The following is a 17,466-nucleotide window of genomic DNA, read 5'->3' as shown; positions in this document are numbered from 1 at the left end:
TCGGTAAACTCATCCTCTAGTGTAGACGGTTTTTCGCCATATAACCCAGTAAAGGAGCAGGGCATGCAAGCCTATTTCATGACGATATCAGCCTTGTTAGCGTTCGCCGCAAACTCGATTTTATGTCGCCTTGCCCTAGGGGCTCAGGTGATTGATGCGGCCAGTTTTACCACGGTGCGGATCTTGTCGGGAGCCATGATGCTGGCGATCTTGTTGCTGTTAAAAGCCAAATTCCGCCCCAGTACTTCTAACATTAAAGGTATGGCTCGGGGGAAGGGGAGCTGGTCAGGAGCCTTGGCGTTGTTTGTGTACGCACTGGGTTTTTCTTATGCCTATGTCTCCCTCGAAACAGGCATTGGCGCTTTGATCTTATTTGGTATGGTGCAGTTCACCATTATTGCTGTAGAAGTCTCTCGTGGTAAGCGCTTTCGCTTACCTGAATGGTTGGGAGCCACAGTAGCCTTTGTTGGGTTTGTTTACTTAGTATTGCCCACGTTAAGTACCCCCTCTTTTATTGGGGCCGTGCAAATGGCCATCGCCGGTATGGCTTGGGGCGTTTATACCCTTGTTGGAAAAGGTTCTACTAAGCCATTAGAAGATACCGCCTATAACTTTGTGAGAGCTGTGCCCATGGCATTGATCTGGTTCGCTTTCGCCTTGCCTGAATGGCGCTTGAGTGCATCAGGGATCTGGCTCGCGGTTTTGTCTGGCACCCTTGCCTCAGGAATCGGCTATGCCCTCTGGTATGGGGCGCTGAAATTTATCATGCCGTTTCAGGCGTCGGTGTTACAGCTATCGGTCCCTGTGATTGCGGCCGTGGGTGGGATCATTTGGGCAGGAGAGACCCTTGAACAAAGACTGGTAGTGAGTGCCCTAATGATTTTAGGGGGTGTGTTTTTAGTGCTCATGAGCAATAAGCTGGCTCCCCAACGAAACTAGGCATGCGAAAGCATGCCTAGTCTATCGAAACGCAGGTCGAACTTATTTGGCGCTAATGACATCCATCACCAGCTTGCCATCTTTACGTACAGGGCCATCTTCTTTTGCCCCAAGGGTGTATTCAAAAACGCCTGTTTTCATGCCGCCTTCTTCCCCATGAAGCATCAGCATTAGCATTTCGCCGGATTTCACAGGCTCCTGTAGAATCGCAGTCACGTCTTTGTTTTTGCCCGCTTTTAGAGGGGCATACCCCACAACTGGGCCAGGTTTCATGTTGGCATCGGTGCGATGTACCACGAGCCAGCCATTGGCTTCGGCGCTGATCATGCTAGCAGTGACTGTGCCACCGGAAACATCTTGGTCCATGCCTTTAACGGACATGCCATGGTGAGCAGCACTGGCGAATGACGCTGCGCCCACTAAAGCCAAAGAGAGTGCGGTATTTTTAACGGTTTTCAATGTTGTAGTGTTCATAATTACCTTCCTGTAATGACAGTTCTCTGTTTACTAAAACACTAACGTTCTTGTAGTTAGTTTTCTTATACACGGTGGCTTTTCAAAAAAGTTTCACTACTCCTTTAAAAAGTTTTGACCTCTTATCACTAGGGCGGTTAAAAAGAGTGTTTTTTGCGTCATAACTTGGTTGCACCGACAGGTAAAAGCGTCTAACAATAGCCATAGGGCAAACGGTTTTATGGAGGCTGTATGGCAGAGTTTTTTGTGTTGGGTGCAGGGATGGTTGGCATCTCTACCGCTTTAGCACTGCAGGCAAAGGGACATGATGTGGTGGTGCTGGATCGTACTTCCCCTGGTCTTGAAACAAGCTACGGGAACGCCGGTATCATTCAGACAGAGGCCGCAGAACCCTATGCCTTACCTCGGGATATTGGCACTCTATTCAAATACGGGGTGGGACTGTCCAACGATGTGGTGTGGTCCCTTGGTGCCACCTTAAAAATGGCTCCGGCCCTGTGGCGCTATTTAAAGTTGTCCGCCGACAAACCTTATCAACGGATTTCCGCGTCCTACTCACAGTTAGCCGCGCGCGCTACCGCGGATCATCAACCCTTGATTGAAGCCTCTAACAGTGAGCACTTGATCCGCCGGGAGGGTCTGGTGATGCTGTACCGAGATCAACAGAGTTTTGATGAAGCGGCCACCCGGGCACAACGCTTAGATCGAGAATATGGCGTTACCTCACGCACCTTGTCTGGTGAAGACTACCGTAAAGAAGAGCCCGCGTTGCTTAAAACTCCGACCGGTGCGGTGCATTGGCTACAAAGCTGGAGTTGTAGTGATCCCGGTGCTTTGACCCAAGCTTATGGGAAGTTATTTCAATCCCGTGGTGGGCGAATCATCCAATGTGATGGGGCTCAGGTGACCCAAGCCGCTCATGGTTGGCAAGCTAATACGGCGGAAGGTCTGCTGACGGCGGAACAGATCGTTGTGGCTCTGGGGCCTTGGGCGCCAGCATTCTTACAGCGCTTTGGTTATTTCATTCCGATGGTTTATAAGCGCGGCTATCACGGCCACTATGATGCACCTATGGCTCTCACTCGACCGTTTCTGGATGTGGAGAATGGCGTGTTGGCATCGTCAATGACTAAAGGCATTCGCGTAACGACCGGCGCAGCGCTGGTAAAAATGGATGCAAAAGCCAACCCGGTGCAGTTAGAGCGCGGCACAAAAGCCCTCAGTGATATGTTAGCGCTAGGTCAAAAAGTGCAAGAGCCTCAATGGTTTGGTACCCGTCCATGTATGCCAGATATGTTACCAGTGGTGGGGCAAGCACCTCGACATCCGACCATGTGGTTTCATTTTGGGCATGGTCATCAAGGCTTTACCCAAGGCCCCACAACGGCTGAGCTGTTATTGGACGTCATGGCTGGAGAACAAAATGATTTACTGAGCAGCTTGTCTCCGGACGATCGTTTTTAATAAAAGGGTGTTAGCCTGATTGTGTGGACGCTTTTTGCCAACTTGTAAACAAAGAGAAGATTAGAGGTCTAATGTTTCTAATCGTATGAATAGGCGCTAGCTTAAATAGCGAATTCATTAAACGGAGGTACAGGAAATGGCAACTTCAAAAAGCAATGCACAGACGAAAGCTCATGACGCAGTAGATAAGGCAGCAAATACGGCTCACAAGGGTGTGGACAACGCTGCAGAAGCCGCAGAGCATGGTCAAGAGCGTGCTGAAGCCATTGCCCGCCAAGTCAGCGAGCAAGCCCAAGCCATTGCAGATACAGCAAAAGCTCAGTCCGAACGTGTCTCCACCGCAGTGGGTGACTATGCTAAAGAGAATCCACTGAAAACAGTTGGTTTTGCATTTTTAGCGGGTGCCGTCGCAGCAAGCCTACTGTGCAAACGAAAATAAGGTAGAAATGACTCATGGAAGAACGAATGAATTCGTCCCACGCTGATCCAACCTTTGCTTCCCGGCAAGCGGAAGATCACACGTCGATCAAGGATGACGACGTGAGTGTGGCCGAGCTATCCAATACCCACCAACGTTGGTTAAAAAGCGTGATCGGGTTAGGGGCATTAGAGGCTAAGATTTGGGTAGCGTCTGGGGCTCAACTGCTGGCACTCATGTGTGGCGTTGTATTTTTGTTGGTGACCTGTTGGTTGCTAATCATTGCGACGGGAGCAGTGTTTGCTTGGCAAAGTGGTATTTCGTTAATTGCCATCTTTTTATCGGCGATTGGCTTAACGGTTGTGGGAATTCTAGTGTTGATCTGGCAGGTTAAACGCACCCTTAAACACATGAATTTTACCCGCACTTTGGATGCAGCCATCCCCACTGATGATGACGAGGATGATTGATTATGTTTGGTTTAAAGCACATGTATCGAGAGCGGGAGCGTCTTTATCAACGAGCATTGAGACTTGAGGATCAGGCTGGTGACCAACGCATTGCCATGAAATCCCAAGTGCTGAGTACGCTTTCGAGCGCTCAAGGTTTGTTGGTGAGCTTTGGCTTAGGAATGACTACCCAGTGTGATGCCGCCACCAAGGCTCGCAATAGCTTATTAAAAAGTGCTCAGTCGGAGCTGATTGGCATAATTAGCCAGTACTTTGCCAGCAAGATGCAACCTCAGTCCCCAGCCAATGATTCAACGGACCCGTCTAAAGGAGATCAATAGCGCCAGCTTGGATGAAGAACGCATTCACCCTTGTCGCTAGAAACCCACATTTCACCGTCTTGAACCGTCACATTTAGCTGCATGGAACGAGCACAAAGCTGCTCAAGGGCTTGAATGTCCACTTCTGGAAACTTCATGATGCGCAGGTTATCAAAACGGCTGACTTTGCCTTTATTTTGTTCCCACCAAATGTCCGATTTGTCATTGTAATTAACAATCACCACATCTTGCGCACGACCACAGGCTTTACGTAGGCGTTTTTCGTCTGGTTGTCCCAGTTCTACCCACATTAAAATCTCATCCGAAAAGTTTTTTTGCCAAAGATCCGGCTCGTCTTCAGTGCTGATGCCTTTGCTAAACGCTAATTGCTCATCACCTTCCTTTTCGTCTGCTAACAAAGCAAACACAGCTAACCGCGCCATCATGCGCTCTTCGGTTTCAGAAGGATGTAAAGCCAGAGTGAGATCATAGCTTTGGTAATGGTGTCGATCCATGTCTGAAACTTGTAGAGATGCTTTGTAAATCGTTGCTTTAATGGCCATTTTTGAGCTGCTTATCTGAAAAGTAAGGCGCGTATTGTACTCTCATTTTCCGACGGGCGCGTAGTCTTTATATCAAGATTGGCGTGCTTTTTGGGCACGCCAAAGAGTGAATATAAGATCCGAAAAGTTTAGGGCATGCCCTGCCACCAGCGCTTGGTTTGTACGTCTTTTACGGTAAACACTTCCCCAAAGATGGGAGTGCTTAAGGTCACATTTTGCGCTTCTGCGGCAGCCGCCACACGATCTAGAGGGTCTTTCCAAGTGTGGAACGCCAAATCAAAGGTGCCATTGTGGATAGGTACCATGACCTTGGCATTGAGATCTTGGTGTGCTTGAACGCTTTGCTCCGGAGTCATATGAATATGCGCCCAGTCTTTATCGTAGGCACCTGTCTCGATCATGGCCAAATCAAATGGCCCATAGCGCTCACCAATGGCTTTGAAGCCTTTGAAGTAGCCGGAGTCACCACTGAAATAGAGAGATTTTCCATGGGAGGTAATGGCCCAAGAGCCCCAAAGTGTTTGGTTGCCATCCCCCATTGCTCGCCCAGAGAAATGTTGGGTCGGGGTGAAGCGAATGGTGTGTTGCCCAGATGTTGTTTCTTGCCACCAATCAAACACCTGAATCTTGCTTTCTGCGACACCCCATTTTTGCAGATCCCCTTCTACCCCCTGAGGCACGTAGAAATGTTGGGTTTTATCTTTTAAAAGTTTGATGCTGGGCTTATCCAAATGATCGTAGTGGTTATGGGAAATGAATACCCGTTCGATCTCAGGCAGGTCCTCCAACTGAATAGGCGGGTTATGAAATCGCTTAGGCCCTGCAAAAGAAAACGGCGACGCCCGTTCACCAAATACTGGATCAAACAGCCAGTATTCACCATGGTTTTTTAGTAGCACGGATGAGTGGCCTAATTTAATGACAAAGAGGTCGTCATTGGGTAATGCATTCAGTTGTGTTCGAGTGACAGTTACCACAGGGATGGCGGACTCGGGCACCGTATCGACTTTTTTCTCTGTGAAAAAACGCACCCAGAGGGCAAGGTTTTCAGAGGTGCTGCGCTGAGGGACCGGAGGCACGTTGTGAAATCGACCATTTTCAAAATGACTAGACTGAGGGACTTCCATATGGGAGGTATCCGCCTTGATTGAATTGTTGAGCATATATCCTCCAAACGCGAGTACGCCAATGGCAGCCGCGAGGTAAGCGATGATTCGCATCATAAAATTATCTGTCCAAGAAAGGGTGCAAGTAATACAGGTAAGAGCTATATATTTAGGGTGATTGTACGAAATGCAATCAGCCTATGCCGTAGCAAAAGTGACTAAACTGTGAAACCTATTGCGGTTTGAGTGTTTGCATTTAGCAACACTTGGCAACCTTTTGATACGCAAATGCGCGGAAACCACATTGAAGAAAGACTGTTTTTTGACCAAAGTTAGAGTCACAACAAGGATAAATTAGTTCGCTTTTTATAGGTCGCTACCATGCAAAATCCGCTTTTCTCTAAAGGTCCATCTAATTCCAGTGTCGCAGCCCAGTCCATTGCGGGTAAGCTGCAGAGCGCTGTTCCGCCATGGAAAGTGGCATTGATTGATGACGAAGACGATGTGATCGCCGTGTCTGAAATGGTGTTGAAACGTTTGGAAGTGGACGAGCGCCCCCTTGAATTTCTCAAAGCTCACTCTGCTAAAGAAGCCCGAGAGCTGTTTGAAAATAATGACGACATTGCCATTGCGTTAGTGGATGTGGTGATGGAAGACGATCATGCGGGTTTGGATTTAGTGAAGTGGATTCGCGAGAGCAATAAAAATACCACTACGCGTCTTGTGCTGCGTACGGGGCAGCCAGGTCAAGCGCCAGAAGAAGAAGTCATTCGTGATTACGATATCAATGACTACAAAAACAAAACCGAGCTAAATTCCACTCGCCTTAAAACCACTATTTATGCGGCGATTCGCTCTTATCGCGATATTAAGGCCATTGAGCAAAGTAGCAAAGGCCTTGAAGACGTAGTCAGTGCGACCACGCGTGTGTTGCAAGCCAACAACAGTGAAGAGTTTAGTGTTCAAGTACTTAAAGAAGTGCGCGCTCTTACCCAAGATCAAGAGGTGGGGTTGAATATTCACTACCGTGCTCGCAATGCCTTAGGGCATCAAGAGCATTTGTTGATGCATGCGCACAGAGGTGAATTTACGTTAAAAACAGACTTAAACAGTGAGCTTTTTGATTCTGAAACCCGCGCCATGATGGACCATATTTTCCAGTTTAGGCGAGATTTAATGACGGATAACAGCTCTTACTGTTACACCGCGCTGGGGAATCAAAGTGAGTGCGTCACCCAAGTAACCTTCGCCTCACCACTGCCAGAAATAACGAAACGCTTACTGAATGTGTTGCTGACCAAGGTGTCGATCATTTTTGAGAACTTGAACCGCCGAGAAGAAATCGAACGTACCCAGCAAGAGCTCATGTTTGTCCTAGGTGAAGCCATTGAACAACGCAGTAAAGAAACCGGCTCCCATGTACGTCGTGTGTCCTTACTTAGTGAGTTTTTGGCTCGAGAAATCGGTTTGGATGAAGAGTTTGTTCAGCTCATAAAGCATGCTACCCCAATGCATGACATTGGTAAGATCGCCATTCCAGAAAACATTCTTCATAAACCTGCGAAGTTGGATTCGGATGAGTGGCAAACCATGCAAACTCACGCTCAAGTTGGCTTTGAGCTACTGAGTCACTCAAAACGAGCCTTGCCTCAAGTGGGTGCCAGCATTGCCTTGTACCACCATGAAAAGTGGGACGGTTCTGGTTATCCAGTGGGCTTGTCTGGGGAAGACATCCCCATTGAAGGGCGCATCATGGCCGTGGCAGATGTCATTGATGCCTTGGCTGCCCGTCGCTCTTACAAAGAGCCTTGGTCAGAGGAAAAAATTCTCAATTTACTTAAGGAAGAGCGCGGTCGTCATTTTGACCCGACCCTGTGTGATATCGCCATTGAAAAGTTCGATCAAATCATGGCGTTACGTGCCACCCTTCCAGATTGATAAAGAGAGAAGATTTTGAATATCGAATTTGAAAACATCTTATTGCAGGTGTCCCAGTCCCCTTATATTGATGAAGGGGATTTGGATAGGGCGGCGCGCTTAATCCTCGACTCCGTTGTCACGGGCCTTGGGGTGAAACGTACAGGCATTTGGTTGCTTGCAGAAGATGGAGAATCCATCGTATGTCGCTTACTTATTGATGTGCATAACAACACTGAAGTAGAAGACATAGTCCTTACTCGCTCTGACTTTCCTACTTATTTCAGTGCTTTAGATACTGAGCGAGCGATTCGTGTGAATGACGCTTTGACCGATCCTGTGACGGCGGAGTTCATTGAGTCTTATCTGAATCCCCTCGGTATCGGCTCTATGCTGGATACGCCTATTCGCCACCGAGGCAAAATGGTGGGCATCATTTGCTCTGAAGGCACAGAACGTGATCGCAATTGGACAGACGATGAAGCGACCTTTTCTGGGGTGTTGTCGGATCTTTATGGACGTGCTGTTTCTGCCTATGAACGTCTGCAGTTGGAACATGCCCTGCGTGATGCCAATGCTGTCTTGGAGCGTAAAGTCGAAGAGCGTACCCAAACCCTTAATCAAACCTTAGAAACTTTGAAAGCTACTCAAGATCATTTGATTGAGTCGGAAAAAATGGCGGCTTTAGGTGGTTTGGTATCTGGTGTGGCCCATGAAGTGAATACACCTCTTGGAGTCTCGATCACCTCGTTAAGTCATATCAAAGAGGAAGTGCACACCCTGCGTAAAGCCTATGAAACGGGTTCCTTGGATGAAAATGGCTTTATCACCTTTTTGAGTGAATTCGACAGTGCGTATCAGATAGCAACGTCAAACCTAGAGCGGGCGGCTAAGTTGGTGTCTGACTTTAAGAAAACCGCAGTGGACCAAAGTTCTAGTGTGGTAGAGTCTGTGAACCTCAAATCTACCGTAGACTCCTTGATTACCAGTTTGAATCCCATCTATAAGCAAAAGAACGCGACGGTCATTTCCACCATACCTGAAGATTTATCTTTGGTGACTTACACAGGGGCGATTGATCAGGTGCTAACGAACCTTATCAGCAATAGTTGTATTCACGGATTTCGTTCTGTTAACGATGAAAATGATATCTACCTCAGTGCCATGCAGGTGGGGGAACAAGTGGTAGTAGATTACCGTGATAATGGGGTGGGGATGGATGAAGATATTTGCCGTCGGGTATTTGAGCCGTTTTATACCACCAACCGAGCAAATGGCGGGTCAGGTTTAGGGATGTCCATCACTTATAACCTAGTGACGCAAAAATTAGGTGGGGAGATCAAGGTTCTGCCTGCCACTAGCGGCGGTGCGCATTTTCAAATTAAGCTGCCCATGCTGCATCACGGTACCCATTGATTGGAGCAAACGTAAAGGGGGATCTCTTTTCCAGAGATCCCCCTTTTTTGGCTTAGAAGTTGTAAGTTGCCTTAGCCATCACGTTACGTGTTGGACCATAGAAGTTAAAGGTCGCCACACTGCCCACTCGAGAGTAGTACTTTTCATCAAACAAGTTATTAACGTTAAGAGAAAGGTTAAGGTGCTCTGTCACGTCTTTGCTGATGCTGGCATCAACCACCGCGTACTCAGGCGCTGTGATAGTGGTACTACCACGGGTTAAAGAGAAATCGCTCATGGCTGTTACCCCAAGCCCCAGCTCAGTACCTACCAGAGCTCCTCCTTGTAAGGTGTATTTACCCCATAGATTGACGGTGTGCTCAGGCATCAACATAAACAGAGTATTTTCATCGCCCGCTAGGTTTTCTGTTTCTTGGTAGGTGTACCCTGCAATCATCTCAATAGCACCATAATGTCCGCTAAGCTCCAGCTCAGCACCGGTTACACGGGCTTTACCTGTGGCTTCTGAATAGCTTTCGCCAGTAACCGATGCAGCACGATTGCTATCCGTTAGTTGGAATACGGTCACGCGGCTGTTTAGACGGCCATTGTCGTAGCTGCCTTTAATACCCACTTCAAATTGCTCGCCTTCTCGAGGAGCTAACATTTCACCATTGGCATCCAAATCCGTTTGTGGTTTAAACACTTCAGAGTAGCTGGCATAGACAGAGTGATGATCGTCCAAATCCCAAACAGTACCGCCGTATGCTGTGAAGCGACCATCATCACTGTATTCAGATTGACTGACTGCACCGGAAGACAAGGTCGTCTCAGAGCTTTCTAGGTCGTACCAGCTAAAGCGCCCCCCTGCGATCAAGGCTAAAGATTCGACCGGGCGGAAGGTTAGTTTACCGTAGGTACCTAGTTCGCTTTCTTCCGATTGCACGCGGGTAGAGTAAGTGGGTGCTGTGTAAGCCACAGATGAGGAATCAAAGGTATTCACATTGATACTGCTGACATAGTTACGTGTCGCGCCGTTTAGGTAGTCAGTGTCGTAATGCTTATAGTCCGTTCCCACTACAAACTCACTCACCGTATCAAAGGTGCTAAACGGTTGGCTGTAGCTCGCGTCCATGGAAAGGGTTTGTTGCTCGAAGTCACGCTGAGTGGTGTTTAAAGACGTTGAACCATCGCTCCCTAGGGCCGAGCCAGTGAAAGCATAGTAGTAATCTGTGGCACGGTCAGACGCACGTAGGGCAAAGCGCCCATAGCCACCATTGCTGAATTCACGGGTCAAATCAGCGAACACATCGGTCGTGGTGTTGTTAAAGTCGTTCCAGTCTGCCCCAAGGAAGGTGGAAGGATCCCAGTCCGCTAAAGTGCCGTCACTGTAGGCTGGATAGCCGTTAGCGGGGGTGATGTCTTTTTTCTGATGAAGGAGCCCAAGGGACAATTCAGTGCGTTCATCTAGGTCCATTTCCAGGGTAGCGTAGACACTTTGGTCTAGGTTTTCATTGCCATCCACTTCGTTAGGCATGTCTTCACGGGACAGTACCACTCGACCGCGTACCGTACCGTCTTCGTTCAATGGGCCAGACACGTCGGCGCCCAGTTCATTACGTCCCCAGCTACCTACGCCCGCGGAAATGCTGGCTTGGTCTTCGTAAGTCGCTCGTTTGCGGACTAGGTTGATAACGCCACCCAGTTCACTAGAGCTATTAAAAAGACCAGAAGGCCCACGCATGATTTCTACTCGGTCGAAGGCAGACAATGAAGGCAAAGTGCCGTTAATAGACTGCATCGGCGCTGCCAGGCCATCGATGCTGTATTCATCGTATTCGTAGCCTCGAGCATAAATGGACGAGCGGCCGCTGTCGTTAGACAAAGTACGTAACCCCGGAGTGACTTTTGCCACATCATCAAGGTGTGTTAGATCGCGATCTTCAAGATAGTCATTGGTGATCACAGTAATGGACTGTGGAATATCTCTTAAAGACGCAGGAGCTTTAGTACCTATGGTCGCGGCTTCAACCCCATAACCTTCCGTTTCTTCAGATGATTCCATGCCATATAGCGCATTACCTTCCACTGATAAGGCAGGTAGGCGGGTAGAGGTGGTAACAGTTTCCGCAATGGCGGTCATTGAAAAGGGAATTAACAAGGTGGCACTTAGGAAGGTCAGCGAACGCATAGGGGTTCCTCAACGATGGAATAGTCGTAAATTTACAAATGCAAAGGATAATGATTTGCATTTATGTTTTGTTGGGATCATTATTCCACATGCGGAATCATTCATGCCTATGCAAATAGCTCAACTAGCTATGACTAAGCATCAATTCCATTGTTATCGCTATACACAGGTGAGTGATTTGCTGACACTCACGCTCCGAGGATACTTATTATGGCTCCCCCAATTACCAGTCAAGACCACTTTGTGGCGCCGAGTGACTTAGCTGCTCAAGCACAACATCTTGAGCATCATCGTATTCGAGTGCCAGCAAAACGCTTTGCTACGCCCCAGTCCGTTAGTAGCTCCCATCCCGTGCTACGGGGAACGGTACTAACGGAAAAAAGTGCTAGCGGCATGTTGGTGCATTTGGTGGATGCTTTGGCAATGCAGGACTTTACTGTGGAGGCAGAGGTATCGGCGTGTTTAAAAGTGACCATCTTTTTTGAAGGAGAGACGCGCTTTCAGTTTGGCGAGCAAACCTTAACCTTAGAAAAAGACTCTCAGCAAGCTAAGGTAATGACCATTAGCCGTGATGAGAAATGCCGCATGAGTATCCGTGACGGAGATCGTCGTTATGGCTTGTATGTGGCGGTGACACCTGAGTGGTTTGCCTCCCACGGATTCAGTGATGTGAACTTGCTACAACGGCTAAAGGAACATTTGTCGATTCAAAACTGGGTATTGCCACGTCATTTATGGTTACAAGCTCGCAAGCTTCTCGAGCAACAGGATACCAGCCCCAAAGGGCGCTTGGTGCGTGAAGGTTTTGGGATAGCGTTAATCGGAGAGTGGTTAGCGTCTATAGAAGAGGCTAACCAGACTCCTGTGCGTTCGGTGAGTCGCCAGGTGCAGCGTTTTGTTCAGTATCTTTCGGATGAAGCGTCATGGTCATTAAGTTTAGATATGATCGGCAACCATCTCGGGATGAGTTCTGCTACCTTGCAGCGCTATGCGCGAGAGCATCTAGGGATGAGCCTCACACAGTATTTGCGCAAGCAGCGTCTCAATCGAGCTTGCCAAGCCTTGCATCGAGGAGAGGCCAGTATCATGGAGGCTGCTCATATTGCGGGTTATAGTCATCCAAATAATTTTACCGTCGCCTTCAAACGACAGTTTGGTGTGCCTCCCACAGAAGTGCATCAGCGCTCTCTGAATAGCTTGTTAACACGCTATTCAGCGTCAGAAGGAGTCCCATGTGTTAAGTCGTAAAACCCGTCGCTGGATTTGGAAAGCGATTGTCTTTGTTATCATAGTAGGAACATTAATGAGTCAGGTGTTTGCTGGCCCAGTGCGCAGTCATGATGAGATCCGCGTGCCCAATAGCTTTTATCTTGATTGGCCGTTAGCGGAAGGCGACCCTAATCATCGTCTATTTATTTCTGTGCCAGAAGGGGAAGTGCCTGCCGCCGGCTTTCCGGTGGTCTATTTAATGGATGGTAATGCCTTCTTTACCACCGCCGTGGACTTGTCGCGCCAATTGAGTCATGCCCTGAAAAGTCCCAAACAGCCCGCTATCATTGTTGCTGTGGGGTATCCCATTGATGGGGCTTACGACTATCAACGACGTTGGTACGACCTGACGCCACCGACCCCGGAGCCTCCCGCCGTGCCGCTGAAACACATGGCTCGTTATAAAGACATTCGTTACGGTGGCGCGGAGAATGTGCTGCAATTCATGACACACACTTTGCGCCCTTGGCTGGCGGAGCGTTACCCCATTAATCCGGAACAACAGATCCTGTTTGGACATTCTCTAGGAGGACTGTTTACCCTTTATGCCTTGCAACAGCATCCCAATGCCTTTTCAGGCTACGGTGCCATAAGCCCATCCCTATGGTGGAATGAAGGCTACCTTAAAACTCCTTGGCAAAAAGTGGAGACTTCTGTGATTGCAGACAAACAAGTGGTGATGGTTGTTGGCGCAGAAGAAAAGGACTTTATGTTGCAGGATTCAAATGTAGCCAATGATTGGCTATTGCAGCAAGGCGTTCGCAGTAAGCGCTTTGTGTTAGAGGCCATGGATCATGGCACAGTGTCTATCCCAGCGTTAGCCATCGCACTGCGGGAATTGCTCCCCGCAGCGGACGCACAATCCCATAATTAATAGGTTTGTTTTTGCATGATTGAGTCAATGCCGGCGGTTAATTCAATGGCTTTGACCCGTGCCACAGGATCGTGGATAGGGAAGGAGAAAATCATCTCATCCACACCTGTTTGCTCAATGAATTGTTGTAATTTGGTCTCGACTGTTTCCGGTGACCCCACCATCGCGTAGCGTAAGGTTTGATTGATCATGGGCATTTCTGCCGCCGCCACCGCGCTTTGCAAGTCTTCCACAGGCTTGGCAAACGGTAAGTTGGCATTGCGGCGCAGGTGAGAGAACTTAATTTGCGCTGAGGTAAACAGGTACTCCGCTTCCCGCTGATCTTCTGCCACAGATGCCATCACCCCAGCGGAGACATAAGGTTTGTCTAGCTGGGCAGACGGGCGGAAGTTGGCGCGATAAACACTAATGGCTTCCAACAACATGTCTGGTGCAAAGTGGGAAGCAAAGGAAAATGGCAATCCCATATGGGCCGCCAACTGTGCCGAATACAAGCTCGAACCAAGTAACCAAATAGGGACATTGGTGCCTTGACCCGGTACTGAAATCAATGGGTTCACCGTATTTTTGTCTGCTAGATATGCCTGCAACTCTTCCACATCGTCCGGGTAAGTATCCACATGACCACTTAAGGTGCGTCGTAAAGCGCGGGCGGTGGCCATGTCGGTGCCTGGCGCACGCCCCAACCCGAGATCAACTCGATCAGGAAACATGGCCGCCAAAGTGCCGAACTGTTCTGCGATCACCAATGGCGCGTGGTTGGGTAGCATAATGCCCCCTGAGCCAATACGTATTTTGCTGGTGGCTTGACCAATAGCCGCTAATAAAACAGCGGTGGCGGCGCTGGCCACCCCCCGCATGCCATGGTGTTCTGCAAGCCATACTCGCTGGTAGCCGTTTTGTTCTGCCGCTTGAGCCACGGCTTTGCTGTTTTCAATCGCGTCTGAAATGGTTTGGCCTTCCCCTACGGGTGCCAAATCAAGAATAGAAAATGGGATGGACATAATCCTCTCCAGTGTCATCAATATGATGTCACCATGAGGGCAGGTAGCGGGGATCGCAAGGCACAAATTTTGACTGTCTTGATTTTGACTTATTTGTCCTTGCTCCCCAATGGATATAACTATGGGTTATGGGACGGGATGGCCTTGGGATGCGACCCAGATTTCGAACCATTCTTTATCGGACAGTTCTATCGTCAGTGCTTGTTGTGCGGCCTTGACCCGCTCAATTTTGCCTGAGCCGATGACAGGTGCAATACCAGATGGATGGCGAATAAGCCAAGCGAGGGCGATCTGATCTAGGCTGGCATTATGAGTCTCAGCGATTTGTGTCATGGCTTGATGCAAGGTCGGGTCAATGCCCTCTAGCTTGAACAAGTCCCCTCCAGCAAATGGTGACCAAGCCATTGGTGTGATCGCGTGTTGTTGGGCATGTTCTAAGGTGCCATCTTTGAAATGCTTGAGTTCTAAAGGCGACAATTCCACTTGGTTTACGACTAAAGGCATAGGCAGTCTAGATTGCAGCAAATCAACCTGTTGTGGGGTGAAGTTAGACACACCAAAGTGGGTGACTTTGCCCACGGTGAAGAGATGCTCAAATGCTTCGGCAATATGATCTGCGTCCATTAAAGGTGTGGGGCGATGCAGCAGTAATAGCTCGATGTTGTCGACGTTTAGGTTCTGTAATGAGCGGTCAACGCTTTGGATAATGTGTTGGGTGCTTTGGTCGTAGCGGTGGCTGCTGATGTCTGGGCGGTGTTTGCTGGGCAGTAAAATCCCGCATTTCGTGACGATCTGAAGTTGATCTCTTAGGGATGGCTTTAGTTTAAGAGCCTGACCAAATAAGCTTTCGCATTGGTAATCCCCGTAAATGTCTGCATGATCCACCGTGGTGATGCCAGCCGCAATGCTTTGTTCGATAAAGCTGACCAACTCTTGGTCGCTCATGCCCCACTCGTTTAATCGCCAATAGCCCTGCGCGATACGTGATCCTTCAAATCCAAGTGGATGATATTGATGCGTCATACGAACGCTCTCCTAATGGGTTTTATTATGTATTTGCGCCTACTCTAGCAACTCAAATCGCCACTGCCTAGCTCAGAAATTGACGCTTGAAAGGCAATGAAATGGGCGTTTATTGGGCTTATTCTTATTTTTTGCACAAACTAATGGCCTGATCCCCAAAGGGGCCCGAAGAGGCTTGGGAAAATTCACGTTGGAAAGTGTCTCAATTGAGACTTATGGAAAGGATAGCAGGGGTGAATTAATGTGTAAGAAATGTGCTTGTCTGGTCATCTAAGCGTATATTAATTATTTAATGATGATAGTTTTTGATTGGAAATCGATCAAATGCGGCATTTATGTCAAAAGGTTGTGATAGCCTTAAAGTGTCATTAGCCATTTGGAGTTGCATTTTGCCTTCTGCTAACAATCCTTACCATCCCGTAAAAAAGTACGCCTTTGCAGGCTTGTTATACGAGCTACTTTTCGATCCAGCCCCCATTTAAATCAGTCCCTCGTTGATCTTCTACCTTCTTTTAATAACTAAACAGTGATCTTATGGACAATCAAAAAATCAAAGCTTACAACATTCGTTACTTACTACTGATCTGCGGTATTGCCGCGTTAGGTGGTTTGTTATTCGGTTACGACACGGCCGTTATCTCCGGTGCGGTAAATCCTATTTCTCGATACTTCGAGCTGACCCCATTTGAAACCGGTTGGGCGGTTTCAAATGTGGCCATTGGTTGTATCGTTGGTGCCCTCACATCCGGTTGGTTAGCGGGACGCTTAGGGCGTAAGAAAACCCTTATCCTCTCTGCGGTGCTGTTTACCATTTCCGCAGTGGGTGCTGCGGTAGCGACAACCTTCTCCTCTTTCATCGTATATCGTTTGATTGGTGGTTTGGCAGTGGGTATCGCGTCAAGTGTGTCGCCTATGTACATGAGTGAGGTGTCGCCAAAGAGTATTCGTGGTCGTGCCGTGGGGATGCAGAACTTTGCCATCGTGTTTGGTCAGGTGGTGATTTTCTTCGGTAACTTTATGATCGCTAAAGGCGCCGCTACCGAGTGGATTGATACGGTTGGCTGGCGCATCATGATCGGTTCTGAGGTGATTCCTTGTGCCTTGTTCTGCATGGTGGTGTTTTTGATCCCTGAGTCTCCCCGTTGGTTGGTGATGCAGGGTAACCAGAAGCGTGCCCACAAGATTTTGAAAAAGATCGGTGGTGAGGCCTATGCAGACAAAGAGCTAGAGGCCATCGAGCGCAGTATCGAAGAGCAACAAGAATGCAAACAGCACCAGTCTCGAGCCAGTGATTTGTTACGGGAAAGCCGCTTTTGGTTGGTGGCTGTGATCGCCTGTATGATCGCTGTGTTCCAGCAAGCCAGTGGTGTGAATGTGATGATGTATTTCGCGCCAGTCTTGCTTGAAGGTGTCACAGGGGATGCAGAAACCGCATTGTTCATGACCATTTGGATTGGTGTTATTCAGTTGGTGGGTACAGCGATTGGTTCCTTTATGATGGACCGCGTCGGACGTGTTCCACTGCTTCGAATTGGCTCCCTTGGTTGTATTCTAGGTCTGTTGATTACCTCCTACTTCTTGTACGAAAGTGGTCAAGTGGGACCTGAAAGCGCTACTTTATATGGTTACCTCACATTGATAGGAATGCTGATTTTCATGGTGTTCTTCTCTTTCTCTTGGGCGTTAGGGGCTTGGATCATCGTTTCAGAGATCTTCCCGAACCGAATGCGTTCACTTGGTATGTCCATTGCGGTGACGATCTTGTGGGTCAGTAACTTCTTGATCAGCTTGCTGTTCCCAATCTTGAACGAAAACACCTACTTGGTGGAAAACTTCAACGGTGCGGCACCTATGTGGTTATTCGCCGGTATTATGATGTGCGCATACTGGTTCGTCGGTCGCTTCTTGCCTGAGACCAAAGGTGTGTCTCTAGAGAAAATGGAGCAGATCTTGGTGGAAAAAGTGCATGGCAAAAAAGCTTGGAAGAAGTCCATCCAAAGCAGTAAACGCATGGTTGCCAAATAGTAGAGAGTTAAAAGTAGAGTGATTAAAAAAGCGCG

General features: G+C 48.4%; 16 protein-coding genes. 10 read left to right on the top strand and 6 right to left on the bottom strand.

Annotation, left to right across the window (positions count from 1 at the left end; genetic code table 11):
- The first annotated feature begins 63 nt into the window (after positions 1–63).
- Positions 64–939, top strand: coding sequence for a DMT family transporter (locus tag ACZ5DR_RS04025; RefSeq protein ID WP_377366418.1), 876 nt, complete (start codon positions 64–66; stop codon positions 937–939).
- A 42-nt stretch (positions 940–981) separates the two neighbouring features.
- On the opposite strand, the gene ACZ5DR_RS04020 is transcribed toward ACZ5DR_RS04025, so the two are convergent.
- Positions 982–1,413: a DUF7282 domain-containing protein gene (locus ACZ5DR_RS04020; protein WP_377366419.1), complete on the bottom strand. Its 432-nt coding sequence runs from the start codon at positions 1,411–1,413 to the stop codon at positions 982–984.
- Between the two features lie 231 nt (positions 1,414–1,644).
- Here ACZ5DR_RS04020 and ACZ5DR_RS04015 point away from each other — a divergent pair, with 231 nt between their 5' ends.
- From ACZ5DR_RS04015 to ACZ5DR_RS04000, 4 genes are all read left to right on the top strand, one after another.
- Positions 1,645–2,877 carry an NAD(P)/FAD-dependent oxidoreductase gene (locus ACZ5DR_RS04015; RefSeq protein WP_377366420.1) on the top strand — a complete coding sequence of 411 codons (1,233 nt, stop codon included), beginning with the start codon at positions 1,645–1,647 and terminating at the stop codon, positions 2,875–2,877.
- A 136-nt stretch (positions 2,878–3,013) separates the two neighbouring features.
- Positions 3,014–3,316 carry a hypothetical protein gene (locus ACZ5DR_RS04010; RefSeq protein ID WP_377366421.1) on the top strand — a complete coding sequence of 101 codons (303 nt, stop codon included), beginning with the start codon at positions 3,014–3,016 and terminating at the stop codon, positions 3,314–3,316.
- A 26-nt stretch (positions 3,317–3,342) separates the two neighbouring features.
- On the top strand, positions 3,343–3,765 hold the full coding sequence (locus ACZ5DR_RS04005) for a hypothetical protein (protein WP_377366422.1): 423 nt from the start codon (positions 3,343–3,345) through the stop codon (positions 3,763–3,765).
- 2 nt (positions 3,766–3,767) lie between these two features.
- Positions 3,768–4,085 carry a hypothetical protein gene (locus ACZ5DR_RS04000; RefSeq protein WP_377366423.1) on the top strand — a complete coding sequence of 106 codons (318 nt, stop codon included), beginning with the start codon at positions 3,768–3,770 and terminating at the stop codon, positions 4,083–4,085.
- Here ACZ5DR_RS04000 and ACZ5DR_RS03995 read toward each other — a convergent pair.
- Complete coding sequence (locus tag ACZ5DR_RS03995; RefSeq protein ID WP_377366424.1) at positions 4,079–4,627, bottom strand: YaeQ family protein; 549 nt, start codon at positions 4,625–4,627, stop codon at positions 4,079–4,081. The genes ACZ5DR_RS04000 and ACZ5DR_RS03995 overlap by 7 nt on opposite strands.
- A 128-nt stretch (positions 4,628–4,755) precedes the next feature.
- On the bottom strand, positions 4,756–5,790 hold the full coding sequence (locus ACZ5DR_RS03990; RefSeq protein WP_377366425.1) for an MBL fold metallo-hydrolase: 1,035 nt from the start codon (positions 5,788–5,790) through the stop codon (positions 4,756–4,758).
- A 324-nt stretch (positions 5,791–6,114) separates the two neighbouring features.
- Between ACZ5DR_RS03990 and ACZ5DR_RS03985 the strand changes: the two genes are divergently transcribed.
- Both ACZ5DR_RS03985 and ACZ5DR_RS03980 read left to right on the top strand, forming a co-directional pair.
- The gene (locus ACZ5DR_RS03985) at positions 6,115–7,671 is read left to right on the top strand and encodes an HD domain-containing phosphohydrolase (protein ID WP_377366426.1); all 1,557 of its coding nucleotides are present in this window, start codon (positions 6,115–6,117) and stop codon (positions 7,669–7,671) included.
- A gap of 15 nt (positions 7,672–7,686) precedes the next feature.
- Positions 7,687–9,066 (top strand): sensor histidine kinase, encoded by a 1,380-nt coding sequence (locus ACZ5DR_RS03980; RefSeq protein WP_377366427.1) that lies wholly within the window; start codon positions 7,687–7,689, stop codon positions 9,064–9,066.
- Positions 9,067–9,118: 52 nt separating this feature from the next.
- On the opposite strand, the gene ACZ5DR_RS03975 is transcribed toward ACZ5DR_RS03980, so the two are convergent.
- A complete protein-coding gene (locus tag ACZ5DR_RS03975; RefSeq protein ID WP_377366428.1) occupies positions 9,119–11,236 on the bottom strand; it encodes a TonB-dependent siderophore receptor in 2,118 nt (705 codons plus the stop codon).
- A 210-nt stretch (positions 11,237–11,446) separates the two neighbouring features.
- On the opposite strand from ACZ5DR_RS03975, the gene ACZ5DR_RS03970 reads away from it, so the two are divergent.
- Together ACZ5DR_RS03970 and ACZ5DR_RS03965 are read left to right on the top strand one after the other, a co-directional pair.
- Positions 11,447–12,484 carry a helix-turn-helix transcriptional regulator gene (locus tag ACZ5DR_RS03970; protein ID WP_377366429.1) on the top strand — a complete coding sequence of 346 codons (1,038 nt, stop codon included), beginning with the start codon at positions 11,447–11,449 and terminating at the stop codon, positions 12,482–12,484.
- Positions 12,471–13,379, top strand: coding sequence for an alpha/beta hydrolase (locus ACZ5DR_RS03965; RefSeq protein WP_377366430.1), 909 nt, complete (start codon positions 12,471–12,473; stop codon positions 13,377–13,379). The genes ACZ5DR_RS03970 and ACZ5DR_RS03965 overlap by 14 nt, the downstream gene beginning before the upstream one ends.
- On the opposite strand, the gene ACZ5DR_RS03960 is transcribed toward ACZ5DR_RS03965, so the two are convergent.
- Both ACZ5DR_RS03960 and ACZ5DR_RS03955 read right to left on the bottom strand, forming a co-directional pair.
- Positions 13,376–14,383, bottom strand: coding sequence for an LLM class flavin-dependent oxidoreductase (locus tag ACZ5DR_RS03960; RefSeq protein WP_377366431.1), 1,008 nt, complete (start codon positions 14,381–14,383; stop codon positions 13,376–13,378). The genes ACZ5DR_RS03965 and ACZ5DR_RS03960 overlap by 4 nt on opposite strands.
- Before the next feature lie 126 nt (positions 14,384–14,509).
- Entirely contained in the window at positions 14,510–15,406 is an 897-nt protein-coding gene (locus tag ACZ5DR_RS03955) for an aldo/keto reductase (protein ID WP_377366432.1), read from the bottom strand.
- 534 nt (positions 15,407–15,940) lie between these two features.
- Here ACZ5DR_RS03955 and ACZ5DR_RS03950 point away from each other — a divergent pair.
- Positions 15,941–17,431, top strand: a complete 1,491-nt coding sequence (locus tag ACZ5DR_RS03950) for a sugar porter family MFS transporter (protein ID WP_377366433.1) — start codon at positions 15,941–15,943, stop codon at positions 17,429–17,431.
- Positions 17,432–17,466 lie beyond the last annotated feature (35 nt).

It is taken from the genome of Marinomonas vaga (genome assembly GCF_055388305.1).
Note: the sequence above shows the minus strand (reverse complement) of the source record. Positions and strands in the feature narration are given on the sequence as shown.